This is a genomic window from Reyranella humidisoli (assembly GCF_019039055.1).
In the GTDB taxonomy this organism is placed as follows: Bacteria; Pseudomonadota; Alphaproteobacteria; order Reyranellales; family Reyranellaceae; genus Reyranella; species Reyranella humidisoli.
Window position 1 is genome coordinate 1,526,234 of sequence record NZ_JAHOPB010000001.1, and the last position, 14,396, is coordinate 1,540,629.

General features: G+C 66.7%; 16 protein-coding genes. 11 read left to right on the top strand and 5 right to left on the bottom strand.

The genetic code is table 11. From position 1 onward, the window contains the following. The first annotated feature begins 107 nt into the window (after nt 1-107). Genes KQ910_RS07460 through KQ910_RS07470 form a run of 3 tightly spaced genes read left to right on the top strand, consistent with a single transcriptional unit; the run spans nt 108 to nt 3,691 of the window. Nucleotides 108-1,733 carry a PqiB family protein gene (locus tag KQ910_RS07460; RefSeq protein ID WP_216957880.1) on the top strand — a complete coding sequence of 542 codons (1,626 nt, stop codon included), beginning with the start codon at nt 108-110 and terminating at the stop codon, nt 1,731-1,733. Further along, complete coding sequence (locus tag KQ910_RS07465; protein WP_216957881.1) at nt 1,730-2,320, top strand: PqiC family protein; 591 nt, start codon at nt 1,730-1,732, stop codon at nt 2,318-2,320. The genes KQ910_RS07460 and KQ910_RS07465 overlap by 4 nt, the downstream gene beginning before the upstream one ends. Before the next feature lie 3 nt (nt 2,321-2,323). After that, nucleotides 2,324-3,691: a paraquat-inducible protein A gene (locus tag KQ910_RS07470; RefSeq protein ID WP_216957883.1), complete on the top strand. Its 1,368-nt coding sequence runs from the start codon at nt 2,324-2,326 to the stop codon at nt 3,689-3,691. Here KQ910_RS07470 and KQ910_RS07475 read toward each other — a convergent pair. Continuing rightward, nucleotides 3,678-4,424, bottom strand: coding sequence for a DUF2490 domain-containing protein (locus tag KQ910_RS07475; RefSeq protein WP_216957885.1), 747 nt, complete (start codon nt 4,422-4,424; stop codon nt 3,678-3,680). The two genes, KQ910_RS07470 and KQ910_RS07475, sit on opposite strands and share 14 nt — an antisense overlap. Before the next feature lie 134 nt (nt 4,425-4,558). Between KQ910_RS07475 and KQ910_RS07480 the strand changes: the two genes are divergently transcribed. The 8 genes from KQ910_RS07480 to leuD all read left to right on the top strand — a co-directional run bounded on the left by KQ910_RS07480 (nt 4,559) and on the right by leuD (nt 11,744). After that, complete coding sequence (locus KQ910_RS07480; RefSeq protein WP_216957887.1) at nt 4,559-5,548, top strand: ABC transporter substrate-binding protein; 990 nt, start codon at nt 4,559-4,561, stop codon at nt 5,546-5,548. Next, entirely contained in the window at nt 5,545-6,396 is an 852-nt protein-coding gene (locus tag KQ910_RS07485) for an ABC transporter ATP-binding protein (RefSeq protein ID WP_216957890.1), read from the top strand. The genes KQ910_RS07480 and KQ910_RS07485 overlap by 4 nt, the downstream gene beginning before the upstream one ends. Further along, a complete protein-coding gene (locus tag KQ910_RS07490) occupies nt 6,393-7,142 on the top strand; it encodes an ABC transporter permease (RefSeq protein ID WP_216957891.1) in 750 nt (249 codons plus the stop codon). The genes KQ910_RS07485 and KQ910_RS07490 overlap by 4 nt, the downstream gene beginning before the upstream one ends. Further along, nucleotides 7,139-7,918 (top strand): ABC transporter permease, encoded by a 780-nt coding sequence (locus KQ910_RS07495; RefSeq protein ID WP_216957893.1) that lies wholly within the window; start codon nt 7,139-7,141, stop codon nt 7,916-7,918. The genes KQ910_RS07490 and KQ910_RS07495 overlap by 4 nt, the downstream gene beginning before the upstream one ends. After that, nucleotides 7,915-8,697 (top strand): GntR family transcriptional regulator, encoded by a 783-nt coding sequence (locus KQ910_RS07500; RefSeq protein WP_216957896.1) that lies wholly within the window; start codon nt 7,915-7,917, stop codon nt 8,695-8,697. The genes KQ910_RS07495 and KQ910_RS07500 overlap by 4 nt, the downstream gene beginning before the upstream one ends. Before the next feature lie 11 nt (nt 8,698-8,708). Continuing rightward, nucleotides 8,709-9,578 carry an isocitrate lyase/PEP mutase family protein gene (locus KQ910_RS07505; protein WP_216957898.1) on the top strand — a complete coding sequence of 290 codons (870 nt, stop codon included), beginning with the start codon at nt 8,709-8,711 and terminating at the stop codon, nt 9,576-9,578. Nucleotides 9,579-9,728: 150 nt separating this feature from the next. Continuing rightward, nucleotides 9,729-11,129, top strand: coding sequence for a 3-isopropylmalate dehydratase large subunit (leuC, locus tag KQ910_RS07510; protein WP_216957900.1), 1,401 nt, complete (start codon nt 9,729-9,731; stop codon nt 11,127-11,129). 12 nt (nt 11,130-11,141) lie between these two features. Further along, the gene (gene leuD / locus KQ910_RS07515; protein ID WP_216957902.1) at nt 11,142-11,744 is read left to right on the top strand and encodes a 3-isopropylmalate dehydratase small subunit; all 603 of its coding nucleotides are present in this window, start codon (nt 11,142-11,144) and stop codon (nt 11,742-11,744) included. On the opposite strand, the gene KQ910_RS07520 is transcribed toward leuD, so the two are convergent. From KQ910_RS07520 to hisB, 4 genes are all read right to left on the bottom strand, one after another. Beyond that, the gene (locus KQ910_RS07520) at nt 11,745-12,566 is read right to left on the bottom strand and encodes a bestrophin-like domain (RefSeq protein WP_216957904.1); all 822 of its coding nucleotides are present in this window, start codon (nt 12,564-12,566) and stop codon (nt 11,745-11,747) included. Nucleotides 12,567-12,641: 75 nt separating this feature from the next. Beyond that, nucleotides 12,642-13,052, bottom strand: coding sequence for a four-helix bundle copper-binding protein (locus tag KQ910_RS07525; RefSeq protein WP_216957906.1), 411 nt, complete (start codon nt 13,050-13,052; stop codon nt 12,642-12,644). 59 nt (nt 13,053-13,111) lie between these two features. Then, nucleotides 13,112-13,753, bottom strand: coding sequence for an imidazole glycerol phosphate synthase subunit HisH (hisH, locus tag KQ910_RS07530; protein ID WP_216957908.1), 642 nt, complete (start codon nt 13,751-13,753; stop codon nt 13,112-13,114). A gap of 10 nt (nt 13,754-13,763) precedes the next feature. Further along, a complete protein-coding gene (hisB, locus tag KQ910_RS07535; protein WP_216957910.1) occupies nt 13,764-14,393 on the bottom strand; it encodes an imidazoleglycerol-phosphate dehydratase HisB in 630 nt (209 codons plus the stop codon). Nucleotides 14,394-14,396: the final 3 nt, after the last annotated feature.

Below are 14,396 nucleotides of genomic sequence, written 5' to 3' on the forward strand. Positions count from 1 at the left end.
AACGAGGAACGATGAGCGAGCAAGCCCAGCCTGGATCCGCCGCGAGGCCGCCCGTTGCGGGTGGCCCGGTTGCGTCAGCCTCGGTGCGCCACCGACGACGCATCCCGTTGGTTTGGATCGTTCCCATCCTGACCGTGCTGATCGCCGCCTGGCTTGCCTGGGACACGTTCTCCAAGCGCGGCCCCGTCATCACGGTGGCCTTCGACACGGCCGCCGGCCTGACGGCGGGCCAGTCGCAGCTCAAGTATCGCAACGTCGTCATGGGCACGGTGAAGTCGATCACCATTCCGCCGGACCTCTCAAAAGTACTGGTGACGATCGAGACCGTGAAGGAAGCCGAGCCGCTTCTCACCGACAAGACGACGTTCTGGGTGGTGAAGCCGCAGCTCTTCGCCGGCAACGTCTCCGGCCTCGAAACCATCCTGTCCGGCTCCTACATCGGCATGCGGCCCTCGACCGACAAGGGAACGCCTACGCGCAGCTTCGTGGGCCAGGAGGATCCGCCGATCCTCCAGGCATCGGTCAAGGGCACGGTCTTCCGGCTCGATACCGCCAGACTGGGTTCGATCAGCCTCGGCGCGCCGATCTTTTTCCGCGATATCGAGGTCGGCACGGTGCTGGGCTGGGACCTGCACGATCTTGCCAGCCGTGTCGCCATCCATGCCTTCGTGCGGGCACCGTTCGACCGCTATGTCCGCGACGACAGCAATTTCTGGAATGCCTCCGGCCTGTCGGTTTCGCTGGGTGCGAACGGCATCAGCATCCAGATGGAGTCGCTGCGCGCCATCCTGCTGGGTGGCATCGCCTTCGATACCGCGCACGACTCGACCGCCCCCATCAGCAAGGCCGATCATCGTTTCAAGCTCTACGCCAGCATCGAGGAGGCCAAATCGGCGGGCTTCGGCCAGCAGATCAAGCTGATTTCAATGTTCCCTGGCTCGGTCGCCGGTGTCACCGAGGGGGCCGATGTCACATTTCACGGTCTCAAGATTGGCGAAGTCACCCGTGTCGGGCTGGTCTACGATCCCAAGCAGGACCGCGTCGTGGCGCCCGTCCACTATCGCGTCGAGGCCGGCCGCATCAGCAATCTCGCCAAGGCGCAGGGCCTCGAGCCGGTCAACATCGCCGAGGAGATGATCCATCGCGGACTGCGCGCTACGCTGCAGGCGCCAAGCCTGATCAGCAACTCCAAGATCATCTCGCTGCAGGTGGTGCCGGATGCCGCCCGGGGCGAGCTCGAGAAAATCGGAGACCACTATGTCATCCCGGCCGCCGAGATCGGCGGCTTCGACAGCATCACAGCTTCGGCCAGCGAGCTCTTGAGCAAGATCAACCGCATCGACTTCGACAAGATCGGCAACAGCCTGCTTGGCGCCGCCACCGGCATCGAGCAGACCGTGAACGGGCCGCAGATCAAGGCGACACTGGCGGCGCTCGAGAAGGCGATGATCGACGTGCAGGACATCGCGGCCAAGCTCGACAAGGACGCAACGCCGGCGCTGAAGCGCCTGCCCGAGATCGCCGCGCAGCTCCAGGAGGCGGTCGTCAAGGCGAACAAGCTGATCGGTTCCGTCGACAAGGGCTATGGCGACACGTCGAAGTTCCATCGCGACATCGAACGCCTGCTGCCCCAGATCACCGACGCCGCGCGCTCGATCCGCGCTTTGGCCGACCTGCTGTCGCGTCACCCCGAGGCCCTGATCAAGGGCCGCACCAACACGGGCAAGGAATGATCTCCACTCGCTTCGGCCGCCGCCGCTTCGGTCTTTTTGGCCTTCCGATCCTTGCGGCGCCCGCGCTGCAGGCCTGCGGCTCCTCGCCGGAACCCATCCTCTACACGCTGGCGGTTCGTCCCGGTCCCGTTCTGTCGCGCGGCCCGCGCATCGTGCAGATCCGCGACATCGGCCTGCCGGGCTATCTCGACCGCAAGGAGATCGTCCGCTCGACCGAGGACTTCAAGCTCGACGTGCGCTCCAACGCCTGGTGGGGCGAGCCGGTCGGCGGAATGATAGGTCGCACCATCGTGCTCGAACTCTCGCAGCGCCTGCCCGGCAGCCAGGTCTACAGCGAGGCCGGATCGATCACGATCGATCCCTATGCCGCCGTCGGCATCGACATCCAGCGCTTCGACGCCGACAAGGCCGGCAATGTCATCCTGCTCGCGCAGGCCGCCATCCAGTTCAACCGGCCGACCCGCACGGCGGCGCGCAACTTCTCGATCACGAAGCCCGTGCCCACGCCGGACACGCCAGGCCACGTCGCCGCCATGAGCGATGCGCTGGGCGAACTGTCGGACGGCATCGCCACGCTTCTGCAGTAGCCGATGTTGCGGGCCTTCGCCGCGCGACGCGAGGCCGGGCCGCTGGTCACGCAGCCCCAGCTCCGCGAATGTCCGGGCTGCGGCCTGTTCCAGATCGTGCCGGCGATGACGGCCAACATGCGTTCCGAATGCGAGCGCTGCGGCACGCCGCTGCGCGCCACGCGCGCCGACCCGACCGGCCATTGCCTGGCGCTCACCTTCGCCTCGCTGGTCCTGTTCGCCGTGCTGTGGCTGTCGATGCTGATGAAGGTTTCGACGGCCGGCATCGTGCACGAGACCACGCTGCTCTCGGGGCCTGCCGAGCTGGTGCGCCATGGCCTATGGCCACTGGCCATTGCCGTGGCCTTCACCACGGCGCTGGCGCCGCTCATCAAGTTCGCCGGCACGATCTATGTGTTGATCGGCCTGCGCATGCGAACCCTTCCGCCGAACCTGCGTGGCATCTTCCTGATCTCCCGCCGCATGGGAACCTGGGCGATGCTCGAGGTGCTGCTGCTCGGCGTGTTCGTGGCCTACACCAAGCTGGGCGATCTGGTGACGATCCAGCTCGGGCCCGCGGTCTATGCGCTGGGAATCCTCACCATTGTCATCGTGTGGGCGGAGCTGGCGCTCGATCCGCAGGCGGTGTGGGACGAGATCGAGCGGCGCGGCCAGACCCATGCGCCGATGCCGGCCGTGGCGCCGCTGGAATACCGGGCCGGTGCGGCCGGTTGCGAGGACTGCAAACTCGTCTGCGTGCCGGCCGAGCATGACGGAAGATGCCCGCGCTGCGGCGCGCGCGTGCATGAACGCAAGCCTGACAGTCTCAATCGGACGCTGGCGCTCGTGCTCGCCGGCGTCATCCTCTATATCCCGGCCAACATCTATCCGGTGCTGACGGTCATCCAGCTCGGCTCCGGCGCCCCCAGCACCATCATGGGCGGGGTGGAGGAGCTGGTCTCCTCGAAGATGTACCCGTTGGCGCTGCTGGTCTTCTTTGCCAGCGTGCTGGTGCCGCTGTTCAAGCTGATCGGCCTCGTGAGCATGATCGGTGCGACCTCGCTCACCGGGACGGCCGAGAATGCCGGCGTGCTGCTGCGCCAGCGTACGCGGCTCTACTTCATCGTCGCCTGGATCGGCCGCTGGTCGATGGTCGACATCTTCATGGAGTCGCTGCTGGGCGCGCTCGTCCAGTTCGGCCGCGCCGTCACCATCGAGCCCGGCATGGGCGCGCTCGCCTTCTGCGCTGTCGTCATCGTCACCATCTTCGCCGCGGAAGCCTTCGATCCGCGCCTGATGTGGGACGCCGCTGCACGCAACCCGCACCGCACGGCTCTGCCGTCGGCGGCGAGCCGGAGTGATGGGCAGGCCGCGACCGTCAGTTCAGGCTGAATGCCAGGTTCAGCTTGATGTTGTGTTCGTTACGGAAGGAGCCGTTCAGCCTCCGGATCGAATCGAGCTCGTAGCCCAGCGATCCTTTGGCCCAGGCGGTGAGCTGGCGGCCGAAGCCGATGAAGGCGCGGTTCTGCGCGAAGCCCGACGTCCGGGTTGGACGATCGGTGCTTACATTGATGAAGACTTCGTCGGACAGGGCGAGTTCCCAGGGCGAGCGCCACAGCGGAATGCGCACGCCCGCCAGAGCGCGCGTGCGCACCAGCAGACGGCCGTCGTCGAAGAACAGCTCCTCCCAGCGCAGTCGGCCCGCTACCGGTAGGCCGTCGATGCGTGTGCGATGGAGGATGTCCTGGAAAGGCCCGCGCGACTGCCGCGCTCCCGGAAGGTAGCGGGTGAACTGGACGTAGCCGGCGGCCAGCGCCCAGTTGGGTGAGAGGACATATTCGAAGCCCGGCCGGACCTGCAGCGTCCGCAGGCGGCTCATGTTCTGGTCGAAGCGCAACTGCGCATCGAGATGGAACGACCAGTTCCTGTCGATCCGGTATTCGAGCGCCGCGGCGGGCGATTCCCAGACGCTGCCATTCTGCGCTTGCGCCGCCTGTGCCTGTCTCTGGCGCCTTTGCGCCTGCGCTGCCGTGGCGGCGAGGCTGAACATCGTCAGCAGCGCTACGAATCGGAAAATCGAACTCGGCACCGGATCGACGATAGCGGCGGCGCCATGGACGAGCAATCCGAGGTGACTTTTGCGCAGCGAGTGACGTCTGCGGCGCCGGATTGACTCGCCCGGACTCGAATGTCCTAATGTCATAACAATAGAAGAGCCGACTCATGATGTGTCGGCCAAAAAATCCCTGGGAGGGAATGATGAGGGCTTTCAAGGCCGCCGTGCATGCGTTCGCGTTTGCCAGCCTGGGCCTGCTGTCGGCCACGGCAGCGCGCGCCGACGATATCGTCGTCACCCACTACGGTTCGCTGCTCTATGGCGTGCCCTATGCCATCGCGATGGAGAAGGGCTACTTCAAGGAAGCCGGCGTCGACATCAAGGGCATCCTGACTTCCAAAGGCGGCGGCACGTCGGTCCGCAACATGATGGCGGGTGAAACGCTGTTTGCCGAGGTGGCGCTTCCGGCGGCGCTGAGCGCCATCAAGGAAGGCTTCAACATCAAGATCATCAGCGGCGGCACCAACGGCCGCAGCTCCTTCTGGGTCACGCGTCCCGGCGAGGCGATCGACAAGCCCGCTGACCTCAAAGGCAAGCGCTTCGTCTATTCGCGCCCGAAGTCGGTCAGCGAGGCGATCACGCTCACCGCGCTGAAGTCGTGGGACATCACCGCGGCCGACGTGAAGATGATTGCCATCGGCGATTTCGGCGCGGGCCTGACGGCGCTCGAGCACAACAAGGTCGACGTCGCCATCATCCCCGAGCCGATCTACTCCCAGAAGGAGAAGGCGGGCACCAAGTACAAGACGCTCGGCTGGCTCGATGAGAAGCTGCCGGCCTACGCCCAGACGGTCGGGATCGCGACCGACGAGATGATCGCCAAGAACGGCCCGAAGCTGAAGGCGGTGATCGAGGCGCGGCGCAAGGGCGTCGAGTTCCTGCACGCCAATCCGAAGGAAGCGGCCGAGATCGTCTCCAAGGCCTACAACCTGCCGCTCGACGTCACGACCAATGCCATCAACAACATCAAGAAGATGAACCCGACCTGGTGGAGTCGCGGCGATCTGGCGATGCCGCTGATGCAGTCGATGGCCGATGCGCTGGGCTCGGTCGGCGCGTTGCAGCTTCCCGTGGACTGGAAAGCGGCAATCGATCCGAAGTTCGTGCCCGCCGCGGCGGCGAAGACCCAATGATCGCCGGCGGGCCGCGCCTGGCGGCCGTCGGAGCCGAGGCTGCCCACAAGGTCCATGCGCGGCTCGACGGCGTGACGCGCGTCTACCCGCCGCGCGCGGGCCATGGCGAGGTCCATGCGCTCGGGCCGATCTCCTTCGATCTCAGGGCCGGCGAGTTCTTTAGCGTCGTCGGCCCGTCGGGTTGCGGCAAGTCGACCCTGCTCGATGTGCTGGCGGGCCTCGCCATGCCGTCGGCCGGCTCGGTCGAGTTCGAGGGCAAGCCGGTGCGTGGCGAGGTACCGGACGGCGTCGGCGTCGTGTTCCAGGAAGATGCCAGCTTCCCGTGGCTCACGGTCGAGGACAACGTGTCCTTTGGCCTGCGCCGGGCCGGCGTCGATGCGGCGGAAAGCAAACGGCGGGTCGATTTCGCGATCGGCTTCATGGGCCTGCGCGATTTCAGCCGCGCCTATCCCAGCCAGCTCTCCGGTGGCATGCGCCAACGCGTCTGCATCGCGCGGACCCTGGTGATGCAGCCGCGCCTGATCCTGCTCGACGAGCCTTTCGGTGCGCTCGACCAGCAGACGCGCCTCCTGATGGGCGACGAATTGCTCCGGCTGTGGCGAGAGACCTCGGCAACGGTACTGCTGATCACCCATGCGCTCGACGAGGCCAACCTGCTGTCGGACCGCATCGGCGTCATGTCGGCTCGGCCGGGCCGCTTCATGGACATCGTTGAGACCGGCTGGCCTCGCGACCGCGATTCGCGCATGGCCGAGCGTGCCGATTTCGGCGCCGTCACGTCGCGCCTCTGGTCTTATCTGCGCGGTGAATCGCTGCGCGCCCTGGGGCAGGGGACGGCGGCGCGATGAGCAAGGCCGGCTGGATCCGCACCATCCTGCTGGTCGGCGCCGTCGGCGCTCTCGAACTGGCCTGCCGGACCGGCGCGATCGCGCCGACCATGGTGACCGCCCCGTCGAAGATGGTGACGACGCTCATCGCGACGCTGCAGTCCGACGAGATCGGCATGCACCTGCAGCACACGCTGTCGGCCGTGGCGATCGCCATGAGTATCGCCATCGTCGGTGGCTTCGTGATCGGCTTCATCCTCAACTGGGTGCCGTTCCTGCGTCGGGCGTTCAGCCCGTTTCTTGCGGCCTACTACGCCATTCCGCATTTTGCGTTCTATCCGCTGCTGATCGTCATCTTCGGCCTGGGACCCGTGCCGTTGATCGTGCTGGCGACGATGTTCGCCATGGTCGCGATGATCCTTGCCACCATGGCGGGTCTCGACCGTGTGCCACGCGTGCTGCTCAAGACGGCGCGTATCCATCGGCTGTCGCTGATCGAGGAGATCTGGCGCGTCCGCCTGCCGGCCGCGGCGCCGCACATCCTGTCGGGCCTGAAGCTGGCCGTGGCCTATTCCTTCATCGGCGTGATCGCCGGCGAGTTCATCCTGTCGACCAGCGGCATCGGCCACGAGATCGCGTTCGCCTACGACAATTTCGACAATCCCCGCATGTATGCGCTGATCCTGTTCGTGCTGGGCATCGTCACCCTGTTCAACATGGCGGTCTTCGCCTGGGAGCGTCGCATGCTGCGGCGGCGCGGCGCATGAGCGGCGGCCTGCTGACCCTGCGCGCCTGGCGCGATCCCATCCTCGTCGCGATCTCGCTGGTGGCGCTTTGGCAGGTCCTGCACGAGATCGCGGGCGATTCGGCGGTAACCGCGCCGGCCCCGACCATGGCCCATCTCTGGGAGATGATCGGGCAGGCGCGCTTCCTGCCGCACCTGCGCGAGACCGGCCTCGCCTTCCTGCAGGCGCTGGCCATCGCCTGCGGCGGCGGCGTGCTGATCGGCGTCGTGCTGGGCGGGCACAAGCTCACGGGCGAGGTCGCAGAGCCGATCCTGGTGGCGCTCTATTCAGTACCGAAGATCACCCTCTATCCGGTGATCCTGCTGTTGTTCGGTCTCGGCATGCCGGCCAAGGTTGCCTTCGGGGCCCTGCACGGCATCATCCCGGTCGTGCTCTTCACCATGAATGCGGTGCGCAACGTCAACCGCACCTATCTGCGGGCAGGTCGCGCCATGCGCCTCACTCCGGCGCAGACCGCCTGGTTCGTGCTGGTTCCCGCCACCTTGCCGGAAATCTTCTCCGGCCTGCGCATCGGCTTCTCGCTCACCCTGCTGGGCACGATGCTGGGCGAGCTCTTTGCCTCGCAGCGCGGGCTGGGTTTCCTGCTGATGACGGCGATCGACCTGCACGACGTGAAGACGATCCTGTCCATCGCCGTTCTCATCTCGATCTTCGCGATCGTGGCAAATTCCGCCCTGCTGGCCATCGACAAGCGCCTGCACCGCGGCGCCGCGGCGGAAGCGTCGGAGAAGCCATGAACCGGATCGCCGTCGTCCGCGAGATGGGCTCGCCGCTGCACCACCAGATCTACCTGGTGCTGGCGGACGGCATTTCGACCGGCCGCTATGCCGAGGGCGAGCCGCTGCCGACCGAGGAGCAGCTCACCCGGATGTTCAGCGTCTCGCGCATCACGGTCCGTCGCGCCATGACCAGCCTGCACGATGCCGGCCTGGTCGAACGCGGCGCCGGCCGGCGCACCGTTGTGCGGCCGCAGATCGGACAGCCGATGCGCATGCCGATGACCTCCGTGATCGAGAACATCGTTTCCTACGGCGCCGAGACCGTGGCCAAGGTCGTGGAGTTCGGCTACGTGCAGGCCCGCGGCTTCGCCCGGGACCGGCTGTGGGATGCCAACCAAACGCCGGTGCAGCGCGCCGTGCGCGTACGCTACCAGGACGGCACGCCGGTGATGCATCTCACCAGCTACATTCCGGCCGCGCTGGGCGAGACCTTCACGAAGACCGACCTCAACCGCATTCCGATGTTCCAGCTGCTCGCGCGGGCCGGTGCTCATATCTGCGGCGCCGAACAGCTCGTCTCGGCCGTGCTGGCCGAACCGCTGGTCGCCTCGCGGCTGGGGGTCAAGGTCGGTGCGGCCCTGATCGACCTGCGCAGCCTGATGATCGACCAGCAGGGGCGGGCCGTCGAATATGTCGAGATGCTGGCGGTGCCGGAGCATCTCAAGCTGCGCTTCAATATGCACCCCGAGCAGCTCAGGTCCACCGGCGTCGCGCCGGCGCAGAAACGCAAACGCTGAAGGAGGAAACCATGTCGAACGCTGCCAATTTCCGCAAACTCATCGCGTCGAAGAAGATGATCGTCGCCCCTGGTGCGATCGATTGCATCACCGGCCGTGCCATCGCGCAGGCGGGCTTCTCCGCCGTCTATATGACCGGCGCCGGCACCTCGGCGACGCTGGGCTATCCCGACTATGGCCTGATCACGATGAGCGAGATGGTGGGCAATGCCAGCCGCATCGTGAACTCGATCGACATCCCGCTGATCAGCGACAGCGATACCGGCTTCGGCAACGAGCTGAACGTCTATCGCACGGTGCAGGAATTCGAGCGCGCCGGCGTCGCCGCGATCCACATCGAGGACCAGGTGTTCCCGAAGAAGTGCGGCCATCTCGACAACAAGGAGCTGGTCAGCCGCGAGGACTTCATCGCCAAGATCCGCGCCGCCGCCGCGGCCCGCAAGTCGAAGGACTTCTGCATCATTGCCCGTACCGATTCGCGCGCCGTGGTCGGCCTCGACGAAGCGGTCGAGCGCGCGAACGCGGCACTGGCCAACGGCGCGGACGTAGCCTTCGTCGAAGCGCCGCAAACCATGGCCGAGATCGAATCGGTGCCGAAGAGGGTCAATGGTCCCTGCCTGCTGAACGTCGTGCGCGGCGGCAAGACGCCGGAGATCGACCTCGATGTCGCCGAGCGCATGGGCTACGCCATCGCCATCGTCCCCGGGCTGCTGCTGGGCGGCATCATCCAGGCCTGCGACCGCCTGCTGGGCGACCTGAAGCAGGGCAAGTTCCCGCCGGTCAGCGGTTCTCCGGGCAAGACCTTCGCCCGCTTCGGCGCCGCCGAATGGGACGAGCGCCGCACCGCCTTCCGCGACCAGGTCAAGGCCGCCGCCGAGTAGTTAGCATCATGTTCCTCTCCCCCCGCGGCTTGTAATCAAGCCGCCTCTTAGGGGGAGAGGCTAGGTGAGGGGCTGAGTCGGTGCGTTGCCCCCTCACCCAACCTCTCCCCCTAGCGTGGGAGAGGGGTAAGAAAATGAAGGAGGAAGTGCATGGCCGCCGCGCGCACGATGTTCGAGAAGATCTGGCAGCGTCACGTCGTCGTCGATCGCGACGACGGCTACACGCTGCTCTATATCGACCGCCACCTGATGCATGACGGCTCCGCCGCGGGCTTCGCCAAGCTGCGCGAGCGCAACATGAAACTGCGGCGCCCGGATCGCGGTTTCGCCACGCCCGACCATTACGTGCGCAGCGACAGCCGCGACGTGGCCGACATCGTCGACCCGCATCATCGCAAGCTGGTCGAGGCGATCCGCACCAACACCGCCGAAAGCGGCGTCACCCTGTTCGATCTCGGTGACGAGCGTCAGGGCATCGCCCATGTCGTCGGCCCGGAGCAGGGCGTGACCCAGCCCGGCCTCACGCTGGTCTGCGGCGACTCGCACACCTCCACGCACGGCGCGCTGGGTGCGCTGGCCTTCGGCATCGGATCGTCGGAAGTGGCGCATGTGATGGCCACGCAATGCCTGTGGCAGCGCAAGCCCAAGGCGATGCGGATCAGCGTCGATGGCACGCTGGGCGAGGGCATCACCGGCAAGGACGTCATCCTGGCGATCATCGCGAAGATCGGTACCGCGGGCGCGGTCGGCCATGTCATCGAATATGCCGGCAGCGCGATCCGCGGCCTGTCGATCGAGGGCCGCCTCACGGTCTGCAATATGTCCATCGAGGCCGGCGGCAAGGCCGGCATGGTGGCGCCGGACGACACGACCATCGCCTACCTCAAGGGGCGGCCCTTCGCACCGAAGGAATCCGAGTGGGACAAGGCGGTCGCCTTCTGGCGCACCGTGCCGAGCGACGAGGGCGCCACCTTCGACCGTGACGTCAGCCTCGACGCGGCGTCGATCGCGCCGATGGTCACCTGGGGCACCAGCCCCGAGGACGCGCTGTCGATCACCGGCCGCATCCCCGAGCCCTCGACGGCGCCGGATGCCGCGAAGAAAGACAGTATGAAGCGCGCCCTCGACTATATGGGCCTCGTGCCCGGCACGCCGCTCGATCAGGTGCCGGTCGATCGCGTGTTCATCGGGTCCTGCACCAACAGCCGCATCGAGGATTTGCGCGCCGCCGCCAAGGTCGCCAAGGGCCGCAAGGTCGTGATCCCCTCCTGGGTGGTCGCAGGATCGGGCCTGGTGAAGAAGCAGGCCGAGGCCGAAGGGCTCGACAAGATTTTCCGCGAGGCCGGCTTCGAATGGCGCGAGCCCGGCTGCTCGATGTGCGTCGGCATGAACGGCGACACCGGCAAGCCGCAGCAGCGCATCGCCTCGACCTCGAACCGCAACTTCATCGGACGCCAGGGGCCGGGCGTGCGCACGCACCTGCTGAGCCCTGCGATGGCGGTAGCCGCCGCCGTGTCCGGCCATTTCGCCGACGTCCGCAAGCTGGCCTAGGGGAGCATCGCCATGGAAGCTTTCACCACGCTCGACGCGGTCGCGATCCCGATCGACCAGCCGAACCTCGACACCGACCAGATCATCCCGGCGCGCTTCCTCGGCAAGCCGCGCGACATGCAGGTCAGTGCGCTGTTCCACGACCTGCGCTACACGCCCGACAAGACGCCGCGGCCGGACTTCGTCACCAACATGCCGGCCTATGCCGGCGCGAAGATCGTGGTCGCGGAACGCAACTTCGCCTGCGGCTCCTCGCGCGAGAATGCCGTCACGGTGATGGTCGACAACGGCCTGCGGGCCTTCATCGCCCCGAGCTTCGGCGACATCTTCTTCAACAACTGCTTCCAGAACGGTGCCCTGCCGATCCGCGTCGACGCCGCGCGTGCGGCCGAGCTGCGCGGGCTGCTGCACGCCTCGCCGGGCGCGAAGATCAAGATCGATCTCGCGGCCCAGACAGTGACCGGTCCGGACGGCAAGACCGACCGGTTCGAGATCGATTCCTTCCGCAAGGACTGCCTGCTGAAGGGTGCCGACGAGGTTACCCTGACGCTGGGCTACGACAAGGACATCAAGGCCTTCGAGGCCAGGCAGCGCCAGGAGATGAGCTGGCTGTAACTACTTCGCCGGCCCGAAGCCCTGCAATGTCCAGACGAGCGGTGCGGGGTCGATGCGGACCTCGCCGGTCTGCGGCCGGTCGATGTCAATGATCAGCACGATGGCGAGGGTCCAGACCGCGAGCAGCACCACCGATAGCAGGAGCTGGCGGCTGCCGACGAGGCCGAACCCGTAGCCCACCGCCCCGACCGCGAAGATCGAGACGGTCAGGAGGAGCCGTAATATGTAGGCCGGCACATGGGCGTTCAGATTGCGCCTGTTCGTCAGCGACAGGTCGATCATCTCGTTGAGTGACGTGAGCAAGAGGCCCGAGATCGGCGTCGGCGAGCGTTCGGCCACGGTGCGGGCGAGGGCCCATATCTCGGACTGGAGGTTGTTCGTGCGCTGCAGCAGCTCCTCGGGCGGCGAGGGGTTCGAACCGGTCACTACCGCGATGCGGACTTCGGTGTACTCGCGCAAGAGCTTTTGCAGCGCCGCACCCTCTGCGCCCGTCCCGACGCTGGCGCGCAGCCAGACGGTGCCGATCGCATTGGCCTCGGCCAGGACCGAATCGCGGCGCTGCTGGTAGCGGTCCGAAGCCATCGACAGCGAAACGCCCAGCAGGAACGCCAACAGACCCATCATGCCGGCCGTCGCGAAATTGACCGACGATTTCTCGCCTTCGGTGGGGACATGACGACTGGCGGCGAGCCGCCCGAACCGGACGCCGATCTCAAGGGAGGCCAGCAGGATCAGCAGGACGAGGAGGCCGGCGAGGTGAAGGTTGCCGCTGGAAAGCCTGCCGAGGAAGGCGAACAACGTGTCGAAGGGGCCGAGGGACATGCAGGCGAAGGATCGGCGATCAGTCCTCGCGGAACAAGGTCGATCTCGCCGGATCCGTCGCCATCCGCTCTTTGACTAGGGTCCCGCCGCGCCCAGCGATATCGCGGCGTCCCGGCAGGCCGTCTCGCATGCCCGGCAGGCCTTGGCGCACAGGCAGCAGTGGTCGTGCTCGTCGACATGCAGGTCGCATTCGGCGGCGCAGGCTTCGCAGAGTCCGGCACAGGTTTCGGCCATGCTTCGCAGCAGGACTGAATTGGAGGCGGTGACACGCGCCAGCGCCGGACCTGTGGTGGCGCAGGCCTCCGCGCAATCCAGCGCCAGCCGGATGCAGCGGGAGAGGCTGACCGCGGCATCGTCGAGGCTCACATCGGCACAGGAAACGCAGGCCTCGGCACAGGCATGGCAGGCCTCGATGGCGCGCGCGAGGGGCGCGCTGAGGGACCCGCGGGCCGGCGGGAAGCGGGACGGCCTCGGATGCGCGTGCATGGCGTCTCCTCTGTTCATGAACAGCGGAGAAACGCGCGCGAAGCCGGTTGGTTACGGGATCAGGGTTTCCAGCGCAGGAAGTTGGCGATCAGCCGCAGGCCGGTGGCCTGGCTCTTCTCCGGATGGAACTGCGTGCCCGCGAGATTATCGCGGCCGACGATGGCCGTGACCGGTCCGCCATAGTCGGTCAGTCCCAGCACCGTTTCGGGCTTGCTGGCCGCAAGCTGGAAGGAATGGACGAAATAGGCATGGTCGTGCGGGTGGATCCCGTCGAGCAACGCGTGCGCCTTGAGGTCCGACAGCTCGTTCCAGCCCATGTGCGGAATCTTGAGATGATCCTTGCCCGGTTCTATGCGCACCACGTCGCCGGCGATCCAGTCGAGCCCGGCATGGATGCCGTATTCGACGCCGCGGGTGGCCATGAGCTGCATGCCCACGCAGATGCCGAGGAAAGGCTTGCCGCGCTCGATCACTTCGCGCTGCAACGTGTCGACCATGCCCGGCACGCCATAGAGGCCGGCGCGGCAGTCGGCGAAGGCGCCGACGCCCGGCAGCACGATGCGGTCGGCGGCGGCGACCTCGGCCGGTGACGACGTCACCAGCACGCGCGGGTCCGTGCCCGCCTCGCGCGCGGCGCGCTCGAAGGCCTTGGCGGCAGAGCGCAGGTTGCCGGAGCCGTAGTCGACGATTGCGACGGTCATGTCGGGGTGCCTAGAGCACGCCCTTGGTGCTGGGCACCGCCGTCGTCTGCCGCGGGTCGATCTCGACCGCGACGCGCAGCGCCCGGGCGATGCCCTTGAAGCAGCTCTCGACGATGTGGTGGTTGTTCTCGCCGTAGTGGTTCCACACGTGCAGCGTCAGGCCGCCCAGCTGGGCGAAGGCCTGGAACCATTCCTTGAACAGCTCGGTGTCCATCGTGCCAAGCTTTGGCTTGGTGAATTCGACCTTCCAGATCAGGTACGGCCGGTTCGACGCATCGAGCGCCACCTCGGTCAGCGTCTCGTCCATCGGGATGGTGGCGCTGCCGTAGCGGCGGATGCCCTTGCGGTCGCCCAGCGCCTTGGACAGGCACTCGCCCAGCACGATGCCGGCATCTTCCGTCGTGTGATGATAGTCGATGTGCAGGTCGCCCTCGGCGCGCAGCGTGATGTCGATCAGGCTGTGGCGGGAGAGCTGCTCGAGCATGTGGTCGAGGAAGCCGATGCCGGTCTTGATGTCGTAGACGCCGGTGCCGTCGAGGTTGATGGCGGCGGCGATGCGGGTTTCCTTGGTCGCCCGCTCCACGGTCGCGCGTCGTCCGCCGGCGCCGGGTGTGGTCAAGGGAGTGGTGGTCGTGGCCATGGG

Bases quoted from the DNA above. Each gene is read 5' to 3' on its own strand.
- KQ910_RS07465 (WP_216957881.1), top strand. From the start codon at position 1,730: ATGATCTCCACTCGCTTCGGCCGCCGCCGCTTCGGTCTTTTTGGCCTT.
- KQ910_RS07470 (WP_216957883.1), top strand. From the start codon at position 2,324: ATGTTGCGGGCCTTCGCCGCGCGACGCGAGGCCGGGCCGCTGGTCACG.
- KQ910_RS07480 (WP_216957887.1), top strand. From the start codon at position 4,559: ATGAGGGCTTTCAAGGCCGCCGTGCATGCGTTCGCGTTTGCCAGCCTG.
- KQ910_RS07485 (WP_216957890.1), top strand. From the start codon at position 5,545: ATGATCGCCGGCGGGCCGCGCCTGGCGGCCGTCGGAGCCGAGGCTGCC.
- KQ910_RS07490 (WP_216957891.1), top strand. From the start codon at position 6,393: ATGAGCAAGGCCGGCTGGATCCGCACCATCCTGCTGGTCGGCGCCGTC.
- KQ910_RS07495 (WP_216957893.1), top strand. From the start codon at position 7,139: ATGAGCGGCGGCCTGCTGACCCTGCGCGCCTGGCGCGATCCCATCCTC.
- KQ910_RS07500 (WP_216957896.1), top strand. From the start codon at position 7,915: ATGAACCGGATCGCCGTCGTCCGCGAGATGGGCTCGCCGCTGCACCAC.
- KQ910_RS07505 (WP_216957898.1), top strand. From the start codon at position 8,709: ATGTCGAACGCTGCCAATTTCCGCAAACTCATCGCGTCGAAGAAGATG.
- leuC (WP_216957900.1), top strand. From the start codon at position 9,729: ATGGCCGCCGCGCGCACGATGTTCGAGAAGATCTGGCAGCGTCACGTC.
- leuD (WP_216957902.1), top strand. From the start codon at position 11,142: ATGGAAGCTTTCACCACGCTCGACGCGGTCGCGATCCCGATCGACCAG.
- KQ910_RS07520 (WP_216957904.1), bottom strand. From the start codon at position 12,566: ATGTCCCTCGGCCCCTTCGACACGTTGTTCGCCTTCCTCGGCAGGCTT.
- KQ910_RS07525 (WP_216957906.1), bottom strand. From the start codon at position 13,052: ATGCACGCGCATCCGAGGCCGTCCCGCTTCCCGCCGGCCCGCGGGTCC.
- hisH (WP_216957908.1), bottom strand. From the start codon at position 13,753: ATGACCGTCGCAATCGTCGACTACGGCTCCGGCAACCTGCGCTCTGCC.
- hisB (WP_216957910.1), bottom strand. From the start codon at position 14,393: ATGGCCACGACCACCACTCCCTTGACCACACCCGGCGCCGGCGGACGA.